We start from the raw sequence: 25,643 nt of genomic DNA on the forward strand, positions 1-25,643 counted from the left end.
CATGGCAATTCAAGGTAAAGATGAAAAGCACACAGGCTCTATCCGCTTAGGCATGGTGGGCGGCGGCAATGATGCCTTTATTGGCGGGGTACATCGTATCGCCTCGCGTATTGATGATAAATATCGTCTGGTCGCCGGCGCTCTGTCGTCAACACCGGAAAAAGCGCAGGCATCGGGAGCAGCATTAGGTCTTGCACCTGACCGCACTTATGATGACTTCAAGCAGATGGCTATTCGTGAAGCACGTTTGAAAGATGGTATTGAAGCCGTCGCCATCGTGACACCAAACCATGTGCATTACGCTGCGGCGCGTGAGTTTTTAAAGCGCGGAATTCATGTCATTTGCGATAAACCGCTTACGTCCAATGTCGCTGATGCGGTGAAAATGGTGAAGGCGGCCAAGGCGTCAGATGCATTGTTTATTTTGACGCATAATTATACCGGCTATCCGATGACGCGTCAGGCACGCGAAATGGTTCAGGATGGACTGCTTGGTAAAATCCGCGTTGTTCAGGTCGAATATGCACAGGACTGGCTGGCAGAACATCAGGATATAAAACAGGCCGAATGGCGAACTGATCCAAGCCGTTCCGGCGCAGGCGGTTCCACGGGTGATATCGGAACGCATGCCTTCAATCTTGCTGCCTTTGTCTCTGGCCTTGAACTGGAAAGTCTTTCAGCGGATCTGCAGGCTTTTGTCCACGGTCGTCCGGTTGATGATAATGCACATGTGATGCTACGTTACAAAGGCGGCGCACGCGGAATGCTCTGGTGCAGTCAGGTTGCGCCTGGCAATGAAAACAATCTTCGGCTTCGTATCTACGGCGAAAAGGGCGGTCTGGAATGGGCGCAAGAAGATCCGAATTATCTTTGGTACACACCATTTGGTGAACCCAAACGCTTGATCACCCGTAACGGCGCAGGCGCAGGTGAAGCCGCCGGACGTGTGAGCCGTGTGCCGCCCGGACACCCGGAAGGATATCTGGAGGGCTTTGCAAACATTTATAGTGATGCTGCAGAGGCTATTATCGCGAAACGGAACGGCACAGCACGCCCTGAAGGGGTGATGTATCCGACAGTTGATGACGGACTATTGGGTGTTCGCTTTGTCGATGCCTGTGTCAAATCATCCAGCCGTGACAGTAAATGGGTCAGCATGACGGGCTAGGCAGTAGCCGCTCCTGAAGGCTTGCCGGAAGAAAATTATTGGGCACTATAGTCGCACTCATGCGTATAGTGGCTAGTAAATGAAGGTAATGCGTGCCTATGAATTTTAGAGCGCTCCGGTATTAGCCGGAGCGCTCTATTTAAATATCACGATTGACTTATCCCGCCGGCGGCATAATTGAAGTTTTATGCGTTTAATTAGTCCAGTCATCAAACAGCGCCTTGCGTCCATTCGCGGGCTCGTCACCGTTCCGGGTGGTATCGTCCTGGTTCTGTGGATGTTTGCTGTTTTATTTGTTCTCGTTGATGAATGGCTGCGCGCTGACATTTATCTTAAAAAGATAAATGTGCTTGTCGTAGATTACGATACGGCTTTGTCGGTTCTGGGAACAATAGCTGCTGGCGCAATTACCACCCTAAGCCTTGTTTATTCATTGATGCTTGTGGTTTTCACACTTGCGGCCGGAAACATCGCGCCACGTCTTTTGCAGCGCTTTACCCGTGACAGCGTAAGCCAGGTAACAGCCGGTATGCTTGGCGGTACGTTTTTGTTCTCACTATCGGTTTTGCATCAAACCCGTCCTGATTTTGTGCCGGGACTGTCAATCGCTGTTGCTTTTGTGTTGAGCGCTTTGACTGTTCTTCAACTTATTTACTTTGTTCATGAGGTGTCGCGTAGCGTAACAATCGACGAGGAAATAGCAGAGATTTCAGACGGACTGGAAAGGCGATTAAACAGGTTGATCGCACTGGAACCGAATCAAGAGTCATCGAAAGACGAAGAACTGCCGCAACTAAACTACGATATTTACGTGCACAAGTCCGGTTATCTGACCAATATGGATGAAGATGCCTTGCTTTCGATGGCTGTTGAACACGATTTGAAATTTCGTATTCTGGAGAAGCCGGGAAACTTTCTTTTGAAGGGGCAAAAAGTTGCTTCCTGTAATTTTGATCGTTCCGGCGTCGATTTTGAGGAAGAAAAGTTTTGCGAGACTTTTCTCAATATGCTGACAATTGCAGAGTCGCGCGGGGCCGCCAATGACGATGTTGAGTATGCGATAAATATGTTGATTGAGATTGCATTGCGCGCTCTTTCTCCCGGCGTCAATGACACTTTCACAGCCATTGCATGCGTGGACCAAATGACGGCCGCCTTTAACGAAATGGTGAAGTCAGAATTACGCAATAATGAATTTGTAGATGATAATGGTAACCTTAGGGTTGTGATCAATGGCTACGAGGCTGCGGATATTTTCAATACCGCCTTCAGCCCTATCCGGCGTGCTTGCCGCGACAATTTTCTGATGGCTCAGAATTTAGGTGATGCCATCCTGCGTCTGCATAAAGCGGCAAGTAAAGAACACAAGAAGCTCCTCGAAACACAGCTAAAACTGTTGTTGCAAGAATGCGAACAGGCAAACTGGTTGCCTGAAGATAATGATTTTATCATTAAGCGATACACGCTTGAAACTTAAGCGCCCTCTTCGCAGTTAAGATTTTTTTCTAACGGTTATCTTTAGCGTATTGCGCCCGGCCTCGGGCCATAAATAGTGACGCAGCTTCCACGATGGCAGTGCGGTGCATTGCTGTCATTTTACTGCGCCTTTAGCGTCGATAATTACTTGGCAGCAACATTAAAACTGATATGACAAAATGGTGTTTTGTATCGTTGGAACTGCGAATTTTTAGCAGATATAGCGATCACGCGAGATAATAATAGATGGGAGCTTATCTTGAAAAAAGACCAGTTTTATTTGCCTGATGGTGTCATTTATCTTGATGGCAATTCTTTGGGTCCGCTGCCGAAAGCTGCTGTTTCTCAGTTAAATAAGACTGTCGAAGATGAGTGGGGAGCAATGCTCATCAAGGGCTGGAATGATGCCGGCTGGATGAAAAAGCCGAGCATTGTCGGTGACAAGATCGGCAAGCTTTTGGGCTGCGCTCCAGGTACCACAGTTGTCGGCGACACGCTTTCAATCAAGGTGTATCAGGCATTGGCAGCTGCTTTGGCAATGCGGCTCGAGCGTAAAATTGTGCTTTCCGACAATGGCAACTTTCCAAGTGATCTTTACATCGCTGACGGGCTATTGCGAACATTAAAGCAAGGGCACGAACTGCGCGTTGTGGCGCCCGAAGATGTATATGAAAACATCACGGAAGATGTTGCCGTTGTGATGCTGACACAGGTCGATTATCGAACCGGACGCATGCATGACATGCAAGCACTCACAAAAGCAGCACATGATGTCGGCGCAATATCAATTTGGGATTTGGCGCATTCTGCCGGTGCTGTGCCGGTTGATATGACCGCATGTAACGCTGAATTTGCCGTCGGTTGTACATATAAATATCTAAATGGCGGCCCCGGCGCTCCTGGCTTTATCTACACGCGCCCCGACATTGCAGAAGACGCTGAACCATCTTTGGCCGGCTGGCTTGGCCATGCAGAACCCTTTGCTTTTGATTTGGAATACCGGCCTGCGCGCGGCATTGAGCGTATGCGTGTTGGCACACCGCCAATTTTGCAGCTTGCTGCATTGGAAACCGCGCTGGCGGTATGGGACGATGTTTCGATCCATGATGTGCGGGCAAAGTCGATTGCGTTATCTGAACTGTTTATCCGCGAGGTTGAAGCCAATTGTCCTCAGCTCAAACTTATAAGTCCGCGCAATGCGGATGAGCGTGGTTCGCAAGTCTCGTTTGCATTTGAGCATGGCTACCCTGCCATGCAGGCTTTGATAGACGCAGGTGTAATCGGTGATTTCCGTGCGCCGGACACAATGCGTTTTGGTTTCACCCCGCTTTATCTTGATGAAAGCGATGTTAAGAGAGCGGTCGAGATTTTGACCGACATCATGAAGAACGAAACATGGAAACAGCCCCGTTTTCAAAAAAAGGGTGATGTCACATGAGTGATCAAAAGCCGTATGATCCTTCGGCGGAAGGCACGCAAATGAATTTCGATGGGCGTATGTCCTATTCGGATTACCTAGGCATTGATACACTGCTTGCAGCGCAAAAGCCGCTCACACAAACCCATGACGAATTGCTGTTCATCATCCAGCATCAGACTTCAGAGCTTTGGATGCATCTCATCTTGCATGAGTTGCAAACGGCGCGCAAAGCCATCATTGATGATGAATTTTCAATGGCCTTTAAAATGCTGTCGCGGGTAGCAAAGATTTTTGAACAGCTCAACAATGCGTGGGATGTGCTGCGCACAATGACGCCAAGCGAATATACAGCATTTCGTGACGATCTTGGCCAATCATCGGGGTTTCAATCCTGGCAATACCGTCTGATTGAATACGCGCTTGGCAACCGTAATGCGGCGATGCTAAGCCCTCATAAACATAAAAGCGAAACCATTGCTAAGCTCAAGGCAGAACTTGCTGTGCCAAGCCTGTATGATGAGGCAATAGCGGCTTTGGCACGCAATGGTTTTGAGATTTCCAAGGACTGTTTAACACGCGATAAATCACAAACACACGGTTTTGATGAGACGGTGCAGGATGCGTGGAAAACTGTTTATCAGTCACCGAAAAAACACTGGCAATTCTATGAACTTGCCGAAAAACTGGTCGATCTTGAAGACTATTTCAGACGCTGGCGCTTCAACCACGTGACAACGGTGGAGCGTGTCATTGGCTTCAAGCGTGGAACAGGCGGTACGGGCGGTGTTAGCTACTTGAAGCGTATGCTTGAAGTGGAGCTGTTCCCCGAACTTTGGCGGGTTAGAACAATCTTATAAATCAGAAAACCGTTTAGATTTGCATCGCGCTTTGCACTAGGGGCGCTCTAAGATCATCGCAATGCCCTGCCCGACACCGATGCACATTGTGCAGAGCGCATAGCGTCCTTTTATCCGTCGTAATTGATAAGCGGCCGCCATCACCAGCCGCGCACCGGACATACCAAGCGGATGGCCCAGTGCAATGGCACCGCCATTAGGATTTACATGAGCCGCATCATCCGGCAATCCAAGTTCACGCAAACATGCAAGTCCTTGGCTGGCAAAAGCCTCGTTGATTTCAATCACATCCATCTGCTCAATTGTTAAGCCGGTAAGTTCGAAGACCTTGCGGGTCGCCGGAACCGGACCGATCCCCATGATACGCGGCGCTACACCGACAACAGCGGTCGCAACAATACGGGCGAGTGGTTCATGGTCATTGGCAAAGGCTTCATTGCCGATCAGCAATGCTGCCGCGCCGTCATTGACACCGGACGCATTGCCGGCTGTGACAGATTTATCCGCGCCATTGATACCTTTAAGCTTTGCCAGTTTAGCGGGCTCCGTATCGGCACGCGGATGTTCGTCGGTATCAAAAATAATCGGGTCGCCTTTGCGTTGTGGAATGGAAACCGGAATGATTTCGTCGGCGAAATGGCCAGCTTGTTTGGCTGCCTGATATTGCTGCTGACTGCGTGCTGCGAAAGCATCTTGGTCCTGCCTGCTGATCCCGTATTCTTCGGCAACATTGTCTGCTGTTTCCGGCATGGAATCGATACCGAATTGGGCCTGCATTTTCGGATTCACAAAGCGCCACCCGATGGTAGTGTCGAAGATTTCATTGATACGGGAAAAGGCTGAGGTCGCTTTGGGTGTCACAAAAGGAGCGCGGCTCATGCTTTCAACGCCGCCGGCAATCGCCAATCTATAATCGCCCGACTTAATCGCCCGTGCGGCCATTGCAACAGCGTCGATGCCGGAGCCGCAAAGTCTGTTTATTGTCGATCCGGCTGTTTCTACCGGCAAGCCGCCAAGAAGGGCGGCCATTCGCGCGACGTTGCGGTTGTCTTCACCGGCTTGATTAGCGTCCCCCAGAATAACATCATCAAGCTTTGACCAGTCCACATTGGGATTACGTTCCAGAAGCGCGCTGATCGGCAGGGCGGCTAAATCATCAGCACGAATCGATGAAAGCATACCGCCATAACGGCCGATAGGCGTGCGCACAGCGTCCAGAATATAGGCAGACATTCAACGATCCTTTGGTTTAGCTATACCGTAAACATGACGAATTATGCATTTTGCTCGGCTTGATACATCGGGCCGCCGCGCCATCTTGGAAATCCGTATCCATTGACCATAACAACATCGATGGATTGCGGTGACGCGGCTATGTTCTCATTCAATATATCGCGTCCCTCTTGAGCCATGGCGCCGATGATGCCCGCCATGATCTCATCATGGCTCATGGGTTTGCGATCAATTTCTTTGCGTTCGGATTCGCCGATAATCAGAGCATCAATTTCAGGGTCGTGTCGCGGTGTCTTGCCGTCTTCATAGCGATAGAAACCGGCTCCTGTTTTACGGCCCGAACGACCCATATTATAAATTTTGTCAGCAATATCGACATAGCGCTCGTGTGGATCGCGTGTCGCATCTTTGCGGCGGCGCATTGCATAGCCAATGTCGAGTCCTGCCAAGTCCTGCATTTCGAATAGGCCCATTGCAAAGCCATAAGATTTCATCGCTGCGTCAATTTCATGGGGCAGCGCTCCGTCTTCCAGCATATATTCCGCGGCACGGCGATAGGCCGACATAATACGGTTTCCGATAAAGCCATCGCATACACCCGCAGGCACAGCCAATTTGCGAAGCTTCTTGGCAAAAGCCATGCTTGTTGCGAGCGCTATATCGCTAACTTGGTCTGTGCGGATAACTTCAACCAGTTTCATAATATGGGCCGGTGAAAAGAAGTGCAGCCCGATGACGCGCTCTGGATGTGCTGTCGCGGCGGCAAGTTCGTTCATGTCAAGATAAGAGGTGTTGCTTGCCAATATGGCATCAGGTTTCACGGCAGCGTCAAGCTTGGCAAAGACATCTTTTTTAACAGCCATATCTTCAAAGACGGCTTCAATAACGAAGTCTGCATCTGAAAGTTCTTCAAACTGTGTGTTGCCTGACAGATTAGAATTGAATGTATCATATTGCGCTTGGCTGATTAATCCGCGTTTCATGCTCGACTGCAAAATAGTCTCAACGCGTTTGACGCCTGCCGCAAGCGAGGCCGCATCACGTTCAATCATCGTGACATTAAGGCCAGCGAGTAAGCATGAGGCTGCAATGCCTGCACCCATCGTGCCGCCGCCAATGATGCCAACTTTTTCAACGGGATTGGCAACTGTATTTTTAATGGAACCTATTTTGGAAACCGACCTTTCGGCGAAGAAAATATAGCGTAATGCCTCTGATTGCGGATCATCCTTCAATCTTAAAAAGTTGTCACGCTCAAGAGCAAGACCGGCCTCTGCATCAAGTGACTGATTGGCAATAAGCGTTTCAGCGGCAATTTTAGGAGAAAGCTGGCCACGCGCTTTTGAACTGACCGTTTTTAATTGCGCTTGGATCTCATCATCCGAAAAAGGGTTTTTAACCTGCCGTGCTGATAGGGCATCCGGCTTGGGTTGGTCGATAATTGTTTCAGCAAATGATAGCGCGTCACGAAGCAGGTCACCGTCTGAAATCATATCAACCAACCCGATAGAATGTGCCTCGGCGGCACTGATTGGTTTGCCTGATGTGGTCATTGAAAAGGCTTCGGCCATGGGCACAAGGCGCGGTAAGCGCACTGTGCCGCCAGCGCCCGGAATAAGCCCCAAATTTACCTCCGGCAGACCGAACTTGGTACTATTTGCGGCTATGCGGTAATGACACCCCAGAGCGACTTCCAGACCGCCGCCGAGCGCCGTGCCATGAATAGCGGCGATCCACGGCTTTTGTGCCGCTTCAAGCGCTGTGATGACATCGGGCAGAAGCGGAGGTACGGGCGGCTTGCCGAATTCCTTTACGTCCGCACCGGCCATGAAAGTGCTGCCGTTGCAAATAAGAATAATGGCACGGATATCCGTATTGGTATCCGTTTGTTCGACTGCCGCTACGATGCCCGCGCGAACACTCTGCGACAAAGCATTGACTGGCGGGTTGTCAATTTGAACGACGGCGACTGCGCCGTCATATTTTATTTGAACAGGGCTGTTCATCACCGAGCCTATTGGAACGCTTGAATGCCGGTTTGTCCTCTACCCAGTATTAAAGCGTGTATGTCATGTGTGCCTTCATATGTATTAACAGCTTCAAGGTTCATGACGTGACGGATAACGGGATATTCGTCGCTTACTCCGTTGCCGCCATGCATGTCGCGTGCAACGCGGGCAATATCGAGCGCTTTGCCGCAATTGTTGCGTTTCATGAGGCTGATCAATTCAGACGATGCCGTGTGATCATCAAACATCCGGCCAAGACGTAGACTGCCTTGCAAACCTAGCGAAATTTCCGTCTGCATGTCTGCCAGCTTTTTCTGGATAAGCTGGTTTGATGCAAGGGGCTTGCCGAACTGTTTCCTGTCCATCGTATATTCACGCGCGGCATACCAGCAGGCTTCCGCAGCGCCCATGGCGCCCCATGAAATGCCGTAACGCGCACGGTTCAGGCAGCCAAACGGGCCGGCGAGACCGGACACATGCGGCAGCAGGTTTTCTTCAGGTACAAACACATCATCCATCTGGATCATGCCGGTGATGGAAGCGCGCAGTGAAAATTTGCCTTCAATTTTTGGCGCAAGCAGACCCTTCATGCCTTTTTCGAGGATGAAGCCTTTGATCTTACCATCATGTGCGTCGGACTTGGCCCAAACAACAAAAACATCAGCAATCGGCGAATTGGTAATCCAGTTTTTGGCACCGGAGAGAAGATAGCCGCCATCCGTTTGCTTGGCGCGGGTTAACATGCCGCCCGGATCAGAACCGTGATCGGGCTCCGTCAAGCCAAAACAGCCAACCATTTCGCCTGATGCGAGTTTCGGCAGAAACTTGTTGCGCTGTTCATCCGTGCCATAGGCAAAGATCGGATGCATGACCAGCGAGGACTGGACAGACATAGCCGACCGGTAGCCGCTGTCAACGCGCTCGACTTCGCGCGCAACCAAACCGTAAGAGACATAGTTTGCGCCGACACCGCCGAATTCTTCCGGTATTGTTGCGCCCAGCAGACCCAATTCGCCCATTTCGTTCATGATTTCGCGGTGGAAAATTTCGTCGCGGTTTGCTTCGATAACACGCGGAAGAAGCTTGCTCTGACAGTAATTGGCTGCCGTGTCACGGATCATACGTTCTTCGTCGGTCAGCTGGTTCTCAAGCAAAAACGGGTCTTGCCATGTCAGTGAGGCAGGTTTGGAGCGGGCGCTCTCAGGTGTGGCAACTTGATGGTCTTCCGAGCTGGTATGCAACATTTGTAAATCCTCGCACTGTTCGAATGCTTATCATGAATGTGGATGGCATATATTTCAAGCTTAAAATATTTTTGCTTGAAATATAAAAAATCTGTGTCTACGCTTTCCTTAATTGGGAGACAGCTCCCTAAAATGTCAACGTGTCGGGAGGCATTATGCGTATTGCTTGTTTGGGAGGAGGGCCTGCGGGTCTTTACTTTGCGATCTCAGCAAAGCTGCGCATGCCGGATGCTGAAATTGTTGTTTTTGAGCGCAACAAAGCCGACGACACTTTTGGCTGGGGCGTCGTTCTTTCTGACGAAACGCTGGGCAATTTACACGCAAATGATCCCAAAAGTGCCGCTACAATAAAAGAGCACTTTGCCTATTGGGATGATGTTGCGTTGGTTCATCAGGGGCGCAAGACAGTATCTTCCGGCCATGGCTTTTGCGGAATAGGGCGCAAACGCTTGCTCATGATCCTGCACGAGCGCGCGCTAGAGCTTGGCATTGATCTGCGCTTTGAAACCGAAGTTGAGAGTGCTTCCCATTATGCCGAAGAATTCGATGTTGTTGTTGCCTGCGATGGTTTGAACTCCAAAACGCGCAAAGAATTTGCCGAGGTCTTTGAGCCGGATGTCGATACGCTGCAATGCCAGTTTGTCTGGCTGGGTACGCATCAAAAATTTGATGACGCATTTACGTTCATCTTCGAGGAAACGGATAAAGGTTGGGTCTGGGCGCACGCCTATCAATTCGACGATAAAACAGCGACATTTATCGTCGAGTGCAGTCAGGCAACTTATGATGCCTATGGATTCGGTGAGCTGAGCCAACAAGAAAGCATCGCGATATGTGAAGACATCTTCAAGGATCATCTTGATGGTCATTCGCTCATGACCAATGCCAATCATATTCGCGGGTCAGCCTGGATACGATTCCCGCGTGTACTATGCGAAAAGTGGAGCCATAAGAATGTCGTTCTTTTGGGTGACGCGGCTGCAACGGCTCATTTTTCTATCGGTTCAGGCACCAAACTTGCGCTGGAAAGTGCGATCAGTCTGGCAAAGCATGTTACTTCCGATGTGCCGTTAGACAAAGCTTTTGAAGCTTATGAACAAGAGCGCCGCTTGGAGGTCTTGCGCCTGCAGTCTGCCGCCCGGAACTCGGTTCACTGGTTTGAAGATGTGGAACGCTATCTTCATCTTGATCCGGTTCAGCTGAACTATTCTTTGCTGACACGTTCGCAAAGGATCAGTCACGAAAATCTGCGTACACGTGATCCCAAATGGCTGAAATCCGCAGAAAGATGGTTTCAGCAGCAGTCCGGTGCAGATGTAGGTGCGCCGGTGCGCGCGCCGATGTTTACACCGTTTAAACTGCGCGAAATGTCTCTTAAAAACCGCATCGTTGTTTCGCCTATGGCGCAGTATAAGGCCGTTGATGGAATGCCGACGGATTGGCATCTGGTTCATTATGGTGAGCGTGCGAAAGGCGGTGCAGGTCTGGTTTATACTGAAATGACTTGTGTATCTGCTGAAGGCCGTATCACGCCGGGATGTCCGGGCCTTTATACGCCTGAACATGAGGCGGCATGGCAGCGCTTAACACATTTCATCCATACTGAAACGGATGCCAAAGTGTGTTGCCAGATTGGCCATTCAGGCCGCAAGGGATCAACAAATCTTGGTTGGGAAGGCATGGACCTGCCACTTGCGAAGGGTAACTGGCCGTTGGTCTCTGCGTCGCCGATTGCCTGGTCCGATAAAAATGCGACGCCGCAAGAATTGTCGCGTGAACAAATGGATGATATCCGCGACCAGTTTGTTGCGTCTGCCAAGATGGCAGACCGCGCCGGTTTTGATATGATTGAGCTTCATGCGGCGCATGGCTATTTGATATCTTCTTTTATTTCGCCGCTCTCCAATATCCGCAAGGATGAATATGGCGGTTCCCTTGAGAACCGTATGCGTTACCCCTTGGAAGTTTTTCATGCGATGCGTGCTGCATGGCCGGAAAACAAGCCAATGTCTGTGCGCATATCTGCCAATGACTGGGCAGGCGATGATGGCGTTACACCTGAAGAAGCCGTGGAAATCGCGAAGATGTTTCATAACGGCGGTGCTGATATTATTGATGTGTCTGCTGGGCAAACCTCAATTGAGGCCAAACCCGTTTACGGCAGAATGTTTCAAACGCCCTTCTCCGACCGCATCCGTAATGATGCCGGTATTGCGACAATGGCAGTTGGTAATATCTATGAAGCTGATCACGTTAATTCGATATTGATGGCAGGCAGGGCGGATTTGGTTTGTCTTGCACGGCCACATTTAAACGATCCTTATTGGACATTGCACGAAGCTACCAAGCTTGGTGACCGCCATGAAGTTTGGCCAAAGCCATATGAGGCCGGTCGTGATCAAGCCTGGCGTCTAGCCGATAAAGAAGCACAGATGGCGGAGGAGCGACCGTGAGCGATCCTTCAAGACATGTTGTTGTTACCGGTGGAGGCAGCGGAGTTGGAGCCGCTATTGCCGAGTGCTTCTCACAAGCAGGCTTCAAAGTCAGCATCATAGGTCGCCGCAAGGAGCCGCTTGAAAAAATGGGTACGAAAATCGGCGCGGCTTATGCGGTTGCCGATGTGACAGACCGTGCCGCTGTAGACAGTGCGCTTGAAGAGCTGTGCGCGCAAAACGGGCCGATCACAATCGCCATTGCCAATGCCGGCGCTGCGGTCAGTAAACCTTTCGCGGCCATGTCGCAGGCAGATATTTCAAATATGCTTGATGTTAATGTCACAGGTGTTTTCAACATTTGGCAGGCTTGCCTTGCAGATATGATGCAAGAAAACTGGGGCCGTATGCTCGCCGTTGCCTCAACCGCAAGCTTAAAAGGTTATCCCTATGTGTCTGGTTACTGCGCAGCCAAGCATGGCGTTTTAGGACTGACGCGAGCAGTATCGTTGGAACTGGCTAAGAAGAATATTACGGTCAATGCGGTCTGTCCGGGATTTGTTGAAACGCCAATGCTGGAAGCATCGGTTGAAAACATCATTGAAAAGACCGGTATGTCCAGACAATCGGCAGAAGATAGTCTGAAAGCGGGCAATCCCATGAAGCGTTTTATTCAGCCGCGCGAAGTTGCTGATACTTTATTGTGGCTGGCAAGCGCTGGCGCTGCTTCCGTGAACGGACAAGCTATTTCAGTTAATGGGGGTGAAATATGACCATATCTGCCCCCGAAGTAGCGGCAACAATGTCTACCAAGACACGCTTGAGATTATGGCTGCGCCTGTTGAAAATAAGTCGCAGTGTTGAAAACAATGTGCGAGAAAAATTACGCGTTGAGTTTGATTCAACCTTGCCGAGATTTGACGTTTTGGCCGCGCTCTACCAATTCCCGAAAGGCTTGCGCATGAGCGAGCTTTCCGGATTGCTGAAAGTATCCAACGGCAATGTGACAGGCATTGTTGACCGGCTTGTCAAGGATGGCTTGATCATCAGAACGCCGGTGCCCGGAGATCGCCGCGCGTTGAGAGTACGCCTGACCAAACGCGGGGAGGAAGAATTTGCCCTTCAAGCTGCGGCGCATGAGCGATGGATCGATAGCCTTTTGTCCGATGTGTCGCTGGACGAAGCAGATCATATGATCAGTTCATTCGATCAAATATTGGCCAATATGAACGATAAAGCGGGTGAAGCATCATGACCGAATGCAGAACAGATGTATCGCACTTCAATTGCCGGGTTGAAAACCGGATTGCACATATTTCGCTTAATCGTCCGGAGCGCAAAAATCCGCTGACATTCGAAAGCTATGCGGAATTGCGCGATTGGTTCCGCGATCTTCATTATGTCGAAAATGTTGATGCTGTTATCATTAGTGCCAATGGTAGAAACTTTTCATCCGGCGGCGATGTTCATGAGATCATAGGGCCGCTGACAATGATGAGCGCAAAAGAATTGCTGCGCTTTACGCGAATGACCGGCGATCTCGTCAAAGCGATTCTGAATTGCGGTAAACCTGTCATTTCTGCTGTTGACGGTGTTTGTGTCGGGGCAGGCGCAATCATTGCGATGGCGTCCGATTTGCGTATCGCAACGCCGGAGGCAAAGACAGCATTCCTGTTTGCACGTGTTGGTCTTGCAGGCTGTGACATGGGTGCCTGTGCAATTCTGCCGCGTATTATCGGTCAGGGCCGCGCCGCAGAACTTTTCTACACAGGACGTTCAATGAGCGCTGATGAAGGCGAACGTTGGGGCTTTTACAATAAATTGACAAGCACCGACAAGCTTGAAGCCGAAGCGCTGGCACTAGCCGAGCGTATCATCGAAGGACCGAACTTCGCACATATGATGACCAAGACTATGCTCCAGCAGGAATGGTCCATGTCGATTGAGCAAGCCATTGAAGCAGAAGCGCAAGCACAGGCACTATGTATGCAGACCGAAGATTTCAAACGGGCATTTGACGCATTCGCAAATAAGCAAAAACCGATATTTGAGGGCAATTGATGGCAGACCGCAGTTTTCTTGATTGGCCGTTTTTTGATGAAAAGCACACTGCGCTGTCGGTTGATCTGGAAGCTTGGGCTGCGGAAAATCTGAACACGATCGATCATGCTGATACCGATGCTGCATGCCGCAATCTGGTTCGTGTGCTGGGCAAGGCCGGATGGACAAATTACACCGGTGTTGATCCTGTAAACGAGGCTTCCGCGCTTGATGTGCGGGCATTGTGTTTGATCCGCGAAACCTTGGCCCGTTATGATGGACTGGCGGATTTCTCATTTGCGATGCAGGGCTTGGGAACCGGTGCAATTTCGCTTTTTGGCAATCAGGAACAAAAACAAAAATGGTTGCCTCTAACACGTTCCGGCAAGGCAATTTCAGCGTTCGCACTCACCGAGCCACAGTCAGGGTCAGATGTTGCCAATTCAACAATGACGGCAACAATGGATGTGGATCATTACGTTTTAAACGGTGAGAAAACCTGGATATCCAATGGCGGTATCGCAGATGTTTATGCTGTGTTTGCGCGCACCGGCGAAGCACCGGGTGCCAAAGGACTATCTGCGTTTGTCGTACCTGCTGACACGAAAGGGTTGAACATTGCAGAGCGCTTGGACACCATCGCGCCTCACCCTCTTGCGACATTGCGTTTTGAAAATTGCCGTATTCCAAATTCATCATTGCTAGGCAAATCAGGCGACGGTTTCAAGATTGCCATGTCTGTTCTGGATGTCTTCAGGCCAACAGTTGCAGCTGCTGCGCTTGGCTTTGCGCGCCGCGCTTTGGATGAAGCATTGGCCCGCGCTCAATCGCGTGAAATTCAGGGGCAAAAGCTGTTTGATATGCAATTGGTGCAAGGCCATATCGCAGACATGGCACTTAACATTGATGCCAGTGCACTGCTGATCTACCGCGCCGCTTGGGCAAAGGACAGCGGCCAACCACGCATCACGCGCGAGGCGGCTATGGCAAAACTGTTTTCGACGGAACAAGCGCAAAAAATCATTGATCAGGCCGTGCAAATTCATGGCGGTGACGGGGTTAAGTCCGGCCAGAAAGTGGAACAGCTTTATCGGGAAATTCGCGCGCTTAGAATTTATGAAGGGGCATCTGACGTTCAAAAAGTCATCATTGCCCGCCAAGCACTTTCACAGTTTCAGGGAGGAAACTAATGCTCGGACCTTCCAGCCATGTCGATAGTTTTGCACGCGATAATCTTCCGCCACAAAGCCAGTGGCCGGAATTCCTGCTCACCGGGTTTGAATATCCTGATTATATCAACGCCGGTGTCGAACTGACAGATAAGATGGTTGAGCAAGGCTTTGGTGATAACACTGCTTTGATCGGCAATGGACGCCGTCGGACCTATAAAGAACTGACCGACTGGACGAACCGGATCGCCCATGTGCTGGTGGAGGATTTCGGGTTAAAAGCGGGTAACCGCGTTATGATCCGATCTGCTAATAATCCAGCAATGGTCGCGTGTTGGCTGGCTGCCACAAAAGCCGGTGCCGTTGTTATCAACACGATGCCTATGCTGCGCGCCGGTGAACTCGAACCGATTGTGCAGATGGCTGAGGTTAGCCATATATTGTGTGATACGCGTTTGATGGACGAGGTCTCCAGCTTTTCAGAGAATAATGAATTCGTAAAGCACGTCATTGGCTTTGACGGTACATCAAATCATGAGGCCGAACTTGATCGCCTCGCGCTTGAAAAACCTGTTAAATTTGATGCCGTTAAAACGGGCCGTGATGACGTTGCTTTGCTCGGCTTTACCTCCGGCACGACAGGTAAACCAAAAGCGACCATGCATTTCCATCGTGATTTGCTGATGATTGCCGACGGTTATGCCAAAGAGGTTTTGGGCGTTGCCGCTGATGATGTGTTCGTTGGGTCGCCGCCTCTTGCTTTTACATTTGGTCTTGGCGGTCTTGCGATATTCCCGCTGCGGTTTGGCGCGACAGCAACGCTTCTTGAAGCGGCCACACCGCCTAATATGATCGAGATCATTGAGAAATATAAAGCAACGATCTGTTTTACTGCCCCAACAGCTTATCGCGCAATGCTTGCTGCAATGGACGAAGGAGCAGATCTTTCCAGTTTGCGTGCAGCAGTCTCTGCCGGCGAGACATTGCCAGCGCCGGTCTACGAAGACTGGATTGCCAAAACAGGAAAGCCAATGCTGGACGGTATCGGCGCGACCGAGATGTTGCACATTTTTATATCCAACCGTTTTGATGATCATCGTCCGGCGTGTACCGGCAAGCCGGTCACCGGCTATCAGGTAAAAATAGTGGATGATGAGGGCAATGATGTGCCAACCGGTACTATTGGGCGCTTGGCCGTGCGCGGACCAACGGGATGCCGCTATATGGCTGATGACCGGCAGCGCAGCTATGTCCAGAACGGCTGGAATATTACCGGCGACAGTTTCATGATGGACGACGACGGCTATTTGCACTTTGCCGCGCGCAATGACGATATGATCATCTCAAGCGGATATAATATTGCCGGTCCCGAGGTGGAAGCAGCATTGCTTAGCCATCCTGCGGTAAATGAATGTGCTGTTATCGGTGTTGCGGATGAAACAAGAGGTGCAATCGTTCAGGCACATATTGTTCTGAATACGGGGCAAAATCCTGACGATGCGCAGATCAAGCACCTGCAAGATCATGTAAAACAGACAATTGCACCATATAAGTACCCGCGATCTATTGTGTTTTGCAACGAACTGCCAAAGACTCAGACTGGAAAAATACAGCGGTTCCTGCTGAAAAAAGCAGAGCACTAATTATCGCTTCAAGGAGACTTAAAACATGCAGTGCGTATTTGTTCAAATCAGGTGTAAGCCCGGAACGGGCTATGAAGTTGCCGATGAAATTGCCAAGCGTGAAATACACTCTGAGCTTTATTCAACCAGCGGCGATTACGATCTTTTGATGAAAATGTATCTGGCGGAGGACAAGGATATAGGCAAGTTCATCAATGACCATGTGCTCGATATCAAAGGTATCGAGCGCACCTATACGACGTTAACTTTTAAAGCTTTTTAAGCGACTTAATTAACCGGGAGAGAGAAATGAAAATTAAAACATTATTATTGGCCGCTGTTTCTGCTGCCGCTTTGGCATCAAATGCGATTGCTGAAGGTCATGGCAAAGTAAAGGTTGGTATGATCACAACATTGTCTGGCGGCGGTGCCGGACTTGGTATTGATGTGCGCGATGGTTTCATGCTTGCGATTAAAGAATCCGGCAATGAAAATGTGGAAGTCGTCATCGAAGATGATCAGCGAAAGCCGGATATTGCCGTTCAGCTTGCCGACAAAATGATCCAGTCTGAAAAGGTCGATGTGATGACCGGTATTATCTGGTCAAATCTGGCAATGGCTGTGGTGCCATCTGCCGTTGCACAGGGTAAGTTTTATCTTTCTCCGAACGCAGGCCCGTCTGCCCTTGCTGGTAAAGGGTGTAGCCCGAACTACTTCAATGTGGCTTGGCAGAACGACAATTTGCATGAAGCCGCAGGCGCATATGCAAGTGAAGCAGGTTTGAAAAACTCTTTCATCATGGCGCCAAACTATCCTGCAGGACAGGATGCGCTCAACGGTTATAAGCGCTTTTATAAAGGTGAGCTTGCCGGAGAGGTGTTTACAAAACTCGGTCAAACTGACTACGCCGCCGAAATCGCGCAAATTCGCGCTTCGGGCGCAGACAGCGTTTACTTCTTCCTGCCAGGCGGCATGGGCATTTCATTCATGAAACAATATGCAGGATCCGGGGTGGATATCCCTCTGGTGGGCCCGGCGTTCTCGTTTGATCAGGGCATTCTGCAAGCTGTGGGTGATGCGGCGCTTGGCGTCAAAAATACATCGCAGTGGAGCAAGGATCTGGATAACGAGACCAATGCTGCGTTCGTGAAAAACTTCCAGGCTGAATATGATCGCTTGCCGTCTCTTTATGCTTCCCAAGGTTTTGACACAGCAAACCTTCTTTTAAGTGCAATGGAAAAGGCTGATGTGAAAGATGCTGATGCGTTCCGCGCAGCGCTGAAAGAAGCTGATTTCAAATCAACACGTGGCGATTTCAGCTTTGGCAATAACCATCATCCAATTCAGGATATCTATGTGCGCGAAGTGATCAAAGAAGGTGACGTTTACACCAATAAGATCATTGGAACGGCACTTGAGGATCATGCTGATGCATTTGCATCTGAGTGTGACATGTAATTGGTAAAATGATCAATCGGGCGCACCGCGTCCGGTTGATCCATCAGGCGTAAAATATGTCCACCGTTCTCATTATCGAGCAAATCTTAAACGGCCTGCAATTCGGCGTTATGCTGTTTTTGATGGCTGCCGGCCTGACGCTGATTTTCGGCGTTATGGGATTGATCAACCTTGCCCATGGTTCGCTATATATGGTTGGCGCGTTCGCCGCGGCCGCCGTGGCAGCATCAACAGGTTCTTTTCTGCTTGCGCTTGCCGCAAGTCTGGCGGCCGCTGCAATTGTTGGTGCGATCATTGAACTGGTTGTTATCCGCAGGCTTTATGACCGCGATCACCTTGATCAGGTGCTGGCAACATTTGCGCTGATCCTGATTTTTTCTGAAACAACACGCTGGCTTTTCGGATCATTTCCGCTTTTCCTTGACGTGCCCGAAGCGCTGTCAGGAACAGTGACTTTGCCCGGAGGAATTGCTTATTCCTCCTATCGTCTGATGATCATTTCGGTGGGCATTATTGTCGCGGTAGGATTGTTTCTGCTTATCTCCAAAACCCGTATTGGAATGCGTATCCGTGCCGGTGAAAACGATCGCGAAATGATCGGCGCATTGGGTGTCGATATCTCCAAACTTTACACACTTATCTTTGCTCTGGGGGCGGCGCTTGCGGGCTTGTCGGGCGCACTTGTTGGTGCAATTCAGTCCGTCCAAGTTGGCATGGGCGAACCTGTGCTCATCCTTGCTTTCGTTGTTATCGTTATCGGCGGTATCGGCTCAATCAAAGGCGCGCTTGTGGGGGCCATTCTTGTTGGTCTGACCGATACGCTTGGCCGTGTGATGTTACCGCTGTTTTTTGCCAATTTTATGGAGCAATCCTCGGCAACATCCGTGGGCTCGTCGTTAGCGTCTATGTCTATTTATATTTTGATGGCTGCGGTTTTGATTTTCAAACCGACCGGACTTTTCGGGAGAGCGTAAGTGATCAGCGAGCGTTTCTTCAACTATATTGTTGCCCTGCTCATTCTTGGCACAGCACTTGTCGCTTGGGTAATGGATGAACCCTTTTTGATAACACTGACAACAAAGGCCGTTATTTTAGCGCTAGCCGGTGTCGGCCTGAATTTGGCGCTGGGACAAGGCGGTTTAATCAGTCTTGGACATGCGGCATTTTTCGGACTTGGTGGTTACGCGATGGGTGTGCTTGCAAGCCATGCGCAGACCTTCACACCGCTTATGGAAGCACCTTTTTTGATAGTGGGCACAAACTCGATGCCGGTTATCTGGCTGGTCGCAATCGTGGCCAGCAGTCTTTGCGCTTTTGTTATCGGGCTGTTGAGCCTGCGAACATCCGGCGTGTATTTCATCATGGTCACGCTCGCGTTTGGCCAGATGCTTTACTACTTTTCTATCAGCTGGCCTGCATATGGCGGCGAGGACGGTCTGTCGATTTATGTCCGCAATAGTTTTCCTGGCTTGAACACGCTTGATCCTATCCAGTTCTTTGGCATTTGCTTCGCGATTTTAATGCTTGTTATTTACGGCGTTAGCCGTTTGACGCATTCGCCTTTTGGTTTGGCTCTCAATGGCGCACGGCAAAACGCGCAGCGTGTTCATACTGTGGGACTAAACCCGTTTAAGCTGCAACTTGCTGCCTTCACCATATCAGGCGCAATTACGGGCCTCGCCGGAGCGCTATTTGCAGATCTTAACCGCTTCGTCAGCCCGACAATGTTTAGCTGGCAAACAAGCGGTGAGATCATGATTTTTATCATTTTGGGCGGTGTTGCAAGACTGTACGGCCCTGTTGTTGGCGCGGCATTGTTTATCCTTCTGGAGCACTGGCTTGGCGGCCTATCAGACTTTTGGCATGTGTACCTTGGGATTATCTTGCTATGCGTTGTCCTTTTTGCGCGCGGCGGATTGATTGGCGCTCTTGCGAAAAAGGAGCGTGCTCATGTCTGATGCAGTGCTCAATATTCTCAACATTTCAAAATCGTTTGGTGCATTGAAAGCCAGCGATGATGTGACACTGGATGTCCGTGCCGGAGAAATCCATGCTCTGATCGGGCCCAACGGTGCGGGTAAGTCAACGCTAATCGCCCAAATCGCAGGCAAGCTGAAACCTGACACCGGCAAGATCGATCTGCTTGGAATGGACGTAACGCGCATGTCTATCGCAGAGCGGGCAAATTTAGGGCTGGGACGCACGTTCCAGATATCTGAGCTGGCTATGGCCTATACTGTCCTAGAAAATGTTATGCTTGGCGCGCTCGGAAAACGCGGTGGAGCATTTCGCTTTTTCAAACCGGTTATGAAGGACGCAGAGTTGCGTGAGCGTGCGGAAAGTGCGATCGAACGCGTTGGCTTGAGCCAGCATATGAATAAGGTCACTTCCGAGCTGTCGCATGGCCAGCGTAGGCAGTTAGAGGTGGCCGTCGCGCTGACGCTTGAACCAAAAATATTCCTGATGGATGAGCCGATGGCTGGTATGGGGGCTGAAGGGTCAAAGATGCTAACCAGCTTTCTGGATGAGCTACGCGGCCAAGCGCCTATTCTTCTGGTGGAGCATGACATGGATGCCGTGTTTGCTCTTGCTGACCGGATTAGCGTTCTTGTTTACGGCAAAGTGATCGCAACGGGCAGCGTTGATTATATTCGTAATCATGATGAGGTGCGCCGCGCTTATCTGGGCGAGGAGGCAGCGTAATGGCACTTCTTAAAGTAAGTGAAATACAGGCTTCCTATGGTGCCTCACAAGCACTGTTTGGCGTCAATCTGGACGTGGGGGATGGCGAAGTTGTTGCCCTCATGGGCCGTAACGGCATGGGTAAATCAACGACAATAAAAGTTATCTGCCGTTTGCTCAAAAATAGCAGCGGTACGGTTGAATTCAGCGACAAAGATATCGGCAAATTACCCGCTCACCGTGTGGCGCGTATGGGTATAGGGCTGTGCCCTGAAGGCAGGCGCTGCTTTTCAAACCTGACTGTTTATGAAAATCTTATTGCTGCATCGCGCAGCGGCGAATGGACTTTTGAGCGTATTGTCGAGCTGTTTCCAAGACTTGGTGAACGTCGCAATCAATATGCAAACTCTTTGTCAGGCGGTGAGCAGCAGATGCTTGCCATCAGTCGTGCGCTTATGACCAACCCGCAACTGCTTATTCTGGATGAGGCGACAGAAGGACTAGCACCGGTGGTGCGTCAGGAAATATGGGCGGCCATATCAAAGCTGAAAAAGGAAACGGGCCTTTCAATTCTAGTCGTTGATAAGACAATTGCCGAGCTGGCTAATGTTGCCGACCGTGCTGTGATTTTAGAGCGTGGTAAAACCGTGTGGACCGGTAATTTTACAGCGCTTACGCCAGAGATATCCGAGCAATATTTAGGCATTTGATATGACATTCAATTTCCCGCAAAAGGTGCTTTTCAAACACTGCGATCCGGCCGGGATCGTATTTTATCCGCGTTATTTTGAAATGATCAATGACGTCATTGAAGCATTTTTTGCTGAAGTTGTTAAAGCGCCATTTGAAGATATGCATCTTCACGCAGCTGTGCCGACGGCGGAAATTCAATGTAAGTTTTTAAAACCGAGCAGGCACGGTGATCACTTAAATTTGCAACTCAGTTCAATAAGAGTGGGACGGTCAAGTTTCGAACTAGCGGTGGATGCTTATTGCGGTGATGAACACCGCTTTTCTGCAAAATCAACGATTGTATATGTGAATGAAAATGGGCGGCCCACGGCTTGGCCTGATACCATGCGCATCGCACTGGAAAAAAATATAAAAGGAAATGATGCATGACACATCTAGTCATACAGCCAGAAGGTTGGGAAAAGGCACGGGGTTATTCCAACGGCATCGTTGCATCCGGTAAAACGCTATACATTGGCGGCCAGATTGGCTGGAACGCTCAGCAAGTGTTCGAATCAGACGACTTTATTGGTCAGATGGAGCAGGCGCTGCGCAATATCGTGGATGTGCTTGAAACTGCCGGCGGTAAAGTTACCGATCTTGTTCGCTTGACTTGGTATGTCGTTGACAAGAGTGAATATGTTGCACGTCAGCGTGAAGTGGGTGAAGCTTATCGCCGTGTCCTTGGAAAGCACTTTCCTTCAATGACAATGGTTGTTGTCTCTGCATTGGTAGAAGATGCGGCACTTGTTGAAATTGAAGCGACCGCCGTGTTGCCCCAAGACTGACAAAGACAAATCTAGGCGGCCGATTCACGTCTGTATTTTGCCGGTGTAAGTGAAGTCATTTTTTTGAATGAGCGGCAAAAGTAAGAGGTATCGCTATATCCGAGATCATCAGCGATTTCTGATACAGATAGCCGGCTAAATTTCAATAATCTTTTGGCTTCCAGTATGCGTCTTTTGGCAAGAAACCTTTGCGGAGAGTAGCCCAGCACATTACGACATTTTCGGTTAAGTGATACAGTCGATATATCGATCGCTGAAGCATATCGTTCAGTTGGCCAGTTTGAACGAAAATTGTCTTCTACCAGCTTGCAGAATTGCCTTAACTGATCATCCCGCTGCGAGAAGGTAACCTCTCTTGCGTGACTTCTCGCCTCTAATGTTTGCCGGATAAATGCAATCAGTATAACCATAATATCGGCCTTCAAAGCCTGATTGCGTAGCTGATCCATGTTCGAAAAGTTCGCAACCAGATTCTGGTAAGCTTTTTTCGCAGCTCTGAACGACGGGTTTTCTTTTTTTAATATGCACCACCGGTTTGTGAGAAAGTTACTTTCCGGCAGATCCTCAAGCATGCCATGCAAAACAGGAAAGCGTATGCTGATCGCGCCGCCAATCGCATTCTGAGGAAATTGGAACGCGTGAACGCAGAGCGGTGGAATAGCGACGAAAATCGGCTGTGAAGTAAATATTTCAGTGCCGTTCAGGCGAATGATAGTACCCGGTGTCTCAAAGTAAAATAGCTGCCAAAGCGTATCATGCTTGTGTGCCTTGATTGACCAATTATGCTTCGCACTACGGGTACGCAACTGCTCGAAATGCAGAATGTCATCGTAGCTATTTTCTAAATTTTCTCCATATAGCGCATATGTAGGTATAGGTTGCATTTGATTGCGACATTCCAATAAGTTGAAAATAATGATCGAATAGTACTATTTTTTGTAGGTTTTGTCACTTGAGAAGACACAGAAGTACTGTCTAACTCTAGGGGGCAACACGAAAGACCGCTATGAAAAAAAAGAAAACGCAAGTTTGTATCATTGGCAGCGGGCCTGCGGGCTTATTACTTTCGCAGCTTCTTCATAACGAGGGTATTTCAAGCATCGTGATTGATCGTCAGTCACGTGAGCATATTGAGGCACGTGTTCGTGCCGGTGTTCTGGAATGGGGTTCGGTCGAAGCTTTGGACGAAGCCGGTATTGGTGCGCGCATGCATAAGGAAGGCATTCCTCATGCAGGATTTGAACTGGCTTTTAACGGCGATAGGCACCGTATAGACATCAAAGGGCATACAGGCAAGGATGTGATGATCTATGGTCAAACCGAATTGACGGTTGACCTCATTGCCCGCCGCCTTGAGCAAGCTGGTGAAATTGTTTTCTCTGCAAGTGATGTAGTGCCGCTTGATGTAAAGTCTCCATCGCCTAAGGTTCGCTATTGTGCCAATGGCGAAAATTATGAAATCGAATGTGACCACATTGCCGGATGCGACGGCTTTCATGGTGTTTCCAAAAGCGCGATTCCGGATGATGTGCTTAAGACCTTCGAACGGGTTTATCCTTTTGGATGGCTCGGGCTCTTGGTCGATAAGCCGCCTGTCTCCGAAGAACTGATTTATGCAAACCATGAACGGGGTTTTGCGCTTAGTTCAATGCGCTCGAAAACCCGCAGCCGTTACTACATTCAGTGTTCGCTGAACGATAAGGTCGAAGATTGGTCAGACCAGCGCTTTTGGGATGAATTTTCACTTCGTATGGGACCGCAAATTGCAGCCGATTTGCAAACAGGTGATAGCTTTGAAAAATCCATTGCCCCGCTTCGCAGTTTCGTTGCCGAACCCATGCGCTATGGCAATTTATATCTAGCAGGAGATGCGGCCCATATCGTGCCGCCGACAGGGGCAAAAGGGCTAAACCTTGCAATTGCGGATGTGCGCGTTCTTTCGCGTGCATTTGTCGAACACTATAAGAGAAACAACGATGCTTATCTGGACCGCTATTCCGAGATTTGCTTGAAACGTGTATGGAAAGTAGAACGGTTTTCGTGGTTCATGTCGATGATGCTGCATCACTTCCCCAATATGAGCGCATTTGAAAAACGTATGCAACGTGCGGAGTTTGATCATATAGTGGGTTCGGAAACGGCGTCACGATCTGTTGCAGAAAACTATGTTGGGTTGCCGCTCGAAATATGAGGTCTATCAATGCCGGATAGCAGCAATAAGGGAATGGAGACGCGGCGCGCCGTTTTGGGCGATGCTCATGTTGACCGTGCTGAATCTGCCAAGACTGATTTTGATGCTCCGTTTCAAAGCATGATTACAGATGCCGCTTGGGGACAGGTTTGGTCAGGTGATCACTGGACAAAGCGTGAGCGCTCTATGGTTACACTCGCTCTGTTGGCCGCGCTTGGTCATTACGAAGAGTTTGAGATGCATGTGCGCGCAACGATACGCACCGGCGCGACAATGGAAGATATTCGCGAAGCGCTCATGCATGTCGGTATTTATGCCGGTGTCCCCCATGCCAATCAGGCTTTCAAAATTGCCAAAAAGGTATTGAGTGAAATGGAAGGCGATAGCCTATGAGCCGCGCGATCAGAGGATTTTCACCGCGTCAATATGACGGGCAGCCGGAAATGAATTATCCGGATTACCGTTCCACGGTTCTGCGGCATCCCAAACATAGGCTTGTTGCTGTCCCACAAACGCTGGCCGACGTCACAGGACCTGCTTTTGGTGATATGGCTTTGGGCGAATTAGATAGTGACTTGATCGTCAATTATGCGTCGCCTGGCCAAAGCGCTATCGGCGAACGCATCATCGTTCATGGCCGTGTTGTGGATGAGGCTTCGCGTCCGGTCCAGCATGCTTTGATCGAAGTGTGGCAAGCTAATGCCGGCGGAAGGTATCGGCACAAAAATGATTCATATCTCGCGCCCTTGGACCCAAATTTCGGAGGCTGCGGTCGCTGTGTAACAGACGAAGACGGGCACTATCAGTTTCGTACAATTCGTCCCGGTCCTTATCCATGGCCCAATGGTGGCAATGATTGGCGACCCGCTCATATCCATTTTTCAATATTCGGCTCGGGCTTTGCCCAGCGCTTGATCACGCAAATGTATTTTGAGGGAGATCCGCATATCCATATCTGCCCGATTGCTCAGTCGATTAATGATGCGCGTGCCGTAGATCAGCTGACAGCACGGCTCGATATGGCAAACAGTGTTCCAATGGACTTGCGCAGTTTCCGTTTCGACCTTGTGTTGCGTGGTCCTGGCTCTACTATGTTTGAGAACAAGTTGGAGGGTAATTAAT

The 25,643-nt window shown here is 49.8% G+C and carries 25 protein-coding genes; 21 read left to right on the plus strand and 4 right to left on the minus strand.

Annotation, left to right across the window (positions count from 1 at the left end; all coding sequences use genetic code 11):
* The first annotated feature begins 1 nt into the window (after nucleotide 1).
* From SU32_RS05510 to kynA, 4 genes are all read left to right on the plus strand, one after another.
* Nucleotides 2–1,168 carry a Gfo/Idh/MocA family protein gene (locus SU32_RS05510; protein WP_053998354.1) on the plus strand — a complete coding sequence of 389 codons (1,167 nt, stop codon included), beginning with the start codon at nucleotides 2–4 and terminating at the stop codon, nucleotides 1,166–1,168.
* Between the two features lie 187 nt (nucleotides 1,169–1,355).
* Complete coding sequence (locus SU32_RS05515; protein ID WP_053998355.1) at nucleotides 1,356–2,645, plus strand: DUF2254 domain-containing protein; 1,290 nt, start codon at nucleotides 1,356–1,358, stop codon at nucleotides 2,643–2,645.
* 258 nt (nucleotides 2,646–2,903) lie between these two features.
* Entirely contained in the window at nucleotides 2,904–4,082 is a 1,179-nt protein-coding gene (kynU, locus tag SU32_RS05520; RefSeq protein ID WP_053998356.1) for a kynureninase, read from the plus strand.
* Nucleotides 4,079–4,921, plus strand: coding sequence for a tryptophan 2,3-dioxygenase (gene kynA, locus SU32_RS05525; RefSeq protein ID WP_053998357.1), 843 nt, complete (start codon nucleotides 4,079–4,081; stop codon nucleotides 4,919–4,921). Before kynU ends, kynA begins: the two co-directional genes overlap by 4 nt.
* Before the next feature lie 36 nt (nucleotides 4,922–4,957).
* On the opposite strand, the gene pcaF is transcribed toward kynA, so the two are convergent.
* Genes pcaF through SU32_RS05540 form a run of 3 tightly spaced genes read right to left on the minus strand, consistent with a single transcriptional unit; the run spans nucleotide 4,958 to nucleotide 9,407 of the window.
* Entirely contained in the window at nucleotides 4,958–6,154 is a 1,197-nt protein-coding gene (pcaF, locus tag SU32_RS05530; protein ID WP_053998358.1) for a 3-oxoadipyl-CoA thiolase, read from the minus strand.
* 41 nt (nucleotides 6,155–6,195) lie between these two features.
* On the minus strand, nucleotides 6,196–8,160 hold the full coding sequence (locus SU32_RS05535; protein WP_053998359.1) for a 3-hydroxyacyl-CoA dehydrogenase NAD-binding domain-containing protein: 1,965 nt from the start codon (nucleotides 8,158–8,160) through the stop codon (nucleotides 6,196–6,198).
* Nucleotides 8,161–8,168: 8 nt separating this feature from the next.
* On the minus strand, nucleotides 8,169–9,407 hold the full coding sequence (locus SU32_RS05540) for an acyl-CoA dehydrogenase (protein WP_053998360.1): 1,239 nt from the start codon (nucleotides 9,405–9,407) through the stop codon (nucleotides 8,169–8,171).
* A gap of 155 nt (nucleotides 9,408–9,562) precedes the next feature.
* Between SU32_RS05540 and SU32_RS05545 the strand changes: the two genes are divergently transcribed.
* The 14 genes from SU32_RS05545 to SU32_RS05610 are packed head-to-tail and all read left to right on the plus strand — an operon-like array spanning nucleotide 9,563 to nucleotide 22,330.
* Nucleotides 9,563–11,860, plus strand: a complete 2,298-nt coding sequence (locus SU32_RS05545) for a bifunctional salicylyl-CoA 5-hydroxylase/oxidoreductase (RefSeq protein WP_053998361.1) — start codon at nucleotides 9,563–9,565, stop codon at nucleotides 11,858–11,860.
* Complete coding sequence (locus SU32_RS05550; RefSeq protein WP_053998362.1) at nucleotides 11,857–12,612, plus strand: SDR family NAD(P)-dependent oxidoreductase; 756 nt, start codon at nucleotides 11,857–11,859, stop codon at nucleotides 12,610–12,612. Before SU32_RS05545 ends, SU32_RS05550 begins: the two co-directional genes overlap by 4 nt.
* Nucleotides 12,609–13,094, plus strand: a complete 486-nt coding sequence (locus tag SU32_RS05555; RefSeq protein WP_053998363.1) for a MarR family winged helix-turn-helix transcriptional regulator — start codon at nucleotides 12,609–12,611, stop codon at nucleotides 13,092–13,094. Before SU32_RS05550 ends, SU32_RS05555 begins: the two co-directional genes overlap by 4 nt.
* A complete protein-coding gene (locus tag SU32_RS05560) occupies nucleotides 13,091–13,900 on the plus strand; it encodes an enoyl-CoA hydratase family protein (RefSeq protein WP_053998364.1) in 810 nt (269 codons plus the stop codon). The genes SU32_RS05555 and SU32_RS05560 overlap by 4 nt, the downstream gene beginning before the upstream one ends.
* On the plus strand, nucleotides 13,900–15,069 hold the full coding sequence (locus SU32_RS05565; protein ID WP_053998365.1) for an acyl-CoA dehydrogenase family protein: 1,170 nt from the start codon (nucleotides 13,900–13,902) through the stop codon (nucleotides 15,067–15,069). The genes SU32_RS05560 and SU32_RS05565 overlap by 1 nt, the downstream gene beginning before the upstream one ends.
* The gene (locus tag SU32_RS05570) at nucleotides 15,069–16,691 is read left to right on the plus strand and encodes a benzoate-CoA ligase family protein (protein ID WP_053998366.1); all 1,623 of its coding nucleotides are present in this window, start codon (nucleotides 15,069–15,071) and stop codon (nucleotides 16,689–16,691) included. The genes SU32_RS05565 and SU32_RS05570 overlap by 1 nt, the downstream gene beginning before the upstream one ends.
* 25 nt (nucleotides 16,692–16,716) lie before the next feature.
* Nucleotides 16,717–16,953, plus strand: coding sequence for an Lrp/AsnC ligand binding domain-containing protein (locus tag SU32_RS05575; protein ID WP_053998367.1), 237 nt, complete (start codon nucleotides 16,717–16,719; stop codon nucleotides 16,951–16,953).
* A gap of 26 nt (nucleotides 16,954–16,979) precedes the next feature.
* Nucleotides 16,980–18,128 (plus strand): ABC transporter substrate-binding protein, encoded by a 1,149-nt coding sequence (locus tag SU32_RS05580; protein WP_053998368.1) that lies wholly within the window; start codon nucleotides 16,980–16,982, stop codon nucleotides 18,126–18,128.
* Nucleotides 18,129–18,184: 56 nt separating this feature from the next.
* Nucleotides 18,185–19,102 (plus strand): branched-chain amino acid ABC transporter permease, encoded by a 918-nt coding sequence (locus tag SU32_RS05585; RefSeq protein ID WP_053998369.1) that lies wholly within the window; start codon nucleotides 18,185–18,187, stop codon nucleotides 19,100–19,102.
* Nucleotides 19,103–20,086 carry a branched-chain amino acid ABC transporter permease gene (locus tag SU32_RS05590; protein WP_053998370.1) on the plus strand — a complete coding sequence of 328 codons (984 nt, stop codon included), beginning with the start codon at nucleotides 19,103–19,105 and terminating at the stop codon, nucleotides 20,084–20,086. It abuts the gene before it with no gap.
* The gene (locus tag SU32_RS05595; protein WP_053998371.1) at nucleotides 20,079–20,831 is read left to right on the plus strand and encodes an ABC transporter ATP-binding protein; all 753 of its coding nucleotides are present in this window, start codon (nucleotides 20,079–20,081) and stop codon (nucleotides 20,829–20,831) included. Before SU32_RS05590 ends, SU32_RS05595 begins: the two co-directional genes overlap by 8 nt.
* Nucleotides 20,831–21,520, plus strand: a complete 690-nt coding sequence (locus SU32_RS05600; protein ID WP_053998372.1) for an ABC transporter ATP-binding protein — start codon at nucleotides 20,831–20,833, stop codon at nucleotides 21,518–21,520. Before SU32_RS05595 ends, SU32_RS05600 begins: the two co-directional genes overlap by 1 nt.
* A gap of 1 nt (nucleotide 21,521) precedes the next feature.
* Nucleotides 21,522–21,932, plus strand: coding sequence for an acyl-CoA thioesterase (locus SU32_RS05605; RefSeq protein ID WP_053998373.1), 411 nt, complete (start codon nucleotides 21,522–21,524; stop codon nucleotides 21,930–21,932).
* On the plus strand, nucleotides 21,929–22,330 hold the full coding sequence (locus SU32_RS05610; protein WP_053998374.1) for a RidA family protein: 402 nt from the start codon (nucleotides 21,929–21,931) through the stop codon (nucleotides 22,328–22,330). The genes SU32_RS05605 and SU32_RS05610 overlap by 4 nt, the downstream gene beginning before the upstream one ends.
* Before the next feature lie 11 nt (nucleotides 22,331–22,341).
* Here the strand turns inward: SU32_RS05610 and SU32_RS05615 are convergent, their stop codons facing one another.
* Nucleotides 22,342–23,214, minus strand: a complete 873-nt coding sequence (locus SU32_RS05615) for a helix-turn-helix domain-containing protein (protein WP_053998375.1) — start codon at nucleotides 23,212–23,214, stop codon at nucleotides 22,342–22,344.
* A 122-nt stretch (nucleotides 23,215–23,336) separates the two neighbouring features.
* Between SU32_RS05615 and pobA the strand changes: the two genes are divergently transcribed.
* Genes pobA through pcaH form a run of 3 tightly spaced genes read left to right on the plus strand, consistent with a single transcriptional unit; the run spans nucleotide 23,337 to nucleotide 25,642 of the window.
* Entirely contained in the window at nucleotides 23,337–24,521 is a 1,185-nt protein-coding gene (gene pobA / locus SU32_RS05620; RefSeq protein ID WP_053998376.1) for a 4-hydroxybenzoate 3-monooxygenase, read from the plus strand.
* Nucleotides 24,522–24,530: 9 nt separating this feature from the next.
* Nucleotides 24,531–24,914, plus strand: coding sequence for a 4-carboxymuconolactone decarboxylase (gene pcaC / locus SU32_RS05625; RefSeq protein ID WP_053998377.1), 384 nt, complete (start codon nucleotides 24,531–24,533; stop codon nucleotides 24,912–24,914).
* The gene (pcaH, locus tag SU32_RS05630; RefSeq protein WP_053998378.1) at nucleotides 24,911–25,642 is read left to right on the plus strand and encodes a protocatechuate 3,4-dioxygenase subunit beta; all 732 of its coding nucleotides are present in this window, start codon (nucleotides 24,911–24,913) and stop codon (nucleotides 25,640–25,642) included. Before pcaC ends, pcaH begins: the two co-directional genes overlap by 4 nt.
* Nucleotide 25,643 lies beyond the last annotated feature (1 nt).

The organism is Ahrensia marina, assembly GCF_001293565.1.
Taxonomy (GTDB): Bacteria; Pseudomonadota; Alphaproteobacteria; order Rhizobiales; family Rhizobiaceae; genus Ahrensia; species Ahrensia marina.

Bases quoted from the DNA above. Each gene is read 5' to 3' on its own strand.
- SU32_RS05510 (WP_053998354.1), top strand. From the start codon at position 2: ATGGCAATTCAAGGTAAAGATGAAAAGCACACAGGCTCTATCCGCTTA.
- SU32_RS05515 (WP_053998355.1), top strand. From the start codon at position 1,356: ATGCGTTTAATTAGTCCAGTCATCAAACAGCGCCTTGCGTCCATTCGC.
- kynA (WP_053998357.1), top strand. From the start codon at position 4,079: ATGAGTGATCAAAAGCCGTATGATCCTTCGGCGGAAGGCACGCAAATG.
- pcaF (WP_053998358.1), bottom strand. From the start codon at position 6,154: ATGTCTGCCTATATTCTGGACGCTGTGCGCACGCCTATCGGCCGTTAT.
- SU32_RS05535 (WP_053998359.1), bottom strand. From the start codon at position 8,160: ATGAACAGCCCTGTTCAAATAAAATATGACGGCGCAGTCGCCGTCGTT.
- SU32_RS05540 (WP_053998360.1), bottom strand. From the start codon at position 9,407: ATGTTGCATACCAGCTCGGAAGACCATCAAGTTGCCACACCTGAGAGC.
- SU32_RS05545 (WP_053998361.1), top strand. From the start codon at position 9,563: ATGCGTATTGCTTGTTTGGGAGGAGGGCCTGCGGGTCTTTACTTTGCG.
- SU32_RS05555 (WP_053998363.1), top strand. From the start codon at position 12,609: ATGACCATATCTGCCCCCGAAGTAGCGGCAACAATGTCTACCAAGACA.
- SU32_RS05560 (WP_053998364.1), top strand. From the start codon at position 13,091: ATGACCGAATGCAGAACAGATGTATCGCACTTCAATTGCCGGGTTGAA.
- SU32_RS05565 (WP_053998365.1), top strand. From the start codon at position 13,900: ATGGCAGACCGCAGTTTTCTTGATTGGCCGTTTTTTGATGAAAAGCAC.
- SU32_RS05570 (WP_053998366.1), top strand. From the start codon at position 15,069: ATGCTCGGACCTTCCAGCCATGTCGATAGTTTTGCACGCGATAATCTT.
- SU32_RS05575 (WP_053998367.1), top strand. From the start codon at position 16,717: ATGCAGTGCGTATTTGTTCAAATCAGGTGTAAGCCCGGAACGGGCTAT.
- SU32_RS05580 (WP_053998368.1), top strand. From the start codon at position 16,980: ATGAAAATTAAAACATTATTATTGGCCGCTGTTTCTGCTGCCGCTTTG.
- SU32_RS05585 (WP_053998369.1), top strand. From the start codon at position 18,185: ATGTCCACCGTTCTCATTATCGAGCAAATCTTAAACGGCCTGCAATTC.
- SU32_RS05595 (WP_053998371.1), top strand. From the start codon at position 20,079: ATGTCTGATGCAGTGCTCAATATTCTCAACATTTCAAAATCGTTTGGT.
- SU32_RS05600 (WP_053998372.1), top strand. From the start codon at position 20,831: ATGGCACTTCTTAAAGTAAGTGAAATACAGGCTTCCTATGGTGCCTCA.
- SU32_RS05605 (WP_053998373.1), top strand. From the start codon at position 21,522: ATGACATTCAATTTCCCGCAAAAGGTGCTTTTCAAACACTGCGATCCG.
- SU32_RS05610 (WP_053998374.1), top strand. From the start codon at position 21,929: ATGACACATCTAGTCATACAGCCAGAAGGTTGGGAAAAGGCACGGGGT.
- SU32_RS05615 (WP_053998375.1), bottom strand. From the start codon at position 23,214: ATGCAACCTATACCTACATATGCGCTATATGGAGAAAATTTAGAAAAT.
- pobA (WP_053998376.1), top strand. From the start codon at position 23,337: ATGAAAAAAAAGAAAACGCAAGTTTGTATCATTGGCAGCGGGCCTGCG.
- pcaC (WP_053998377.1), top strand. From the start codon at position 24,531: ATGCCGGATAGCAGCAATAAGGGAATGGAGACGCGGCGCGCCGTTTTG.
- pcaH (WP_053998378.1), top strand. From the start codon at position 24,911: ATGAGCCGCGCGATCAGAGGATTTTCACCGCGTCAATATGACGGGCAG.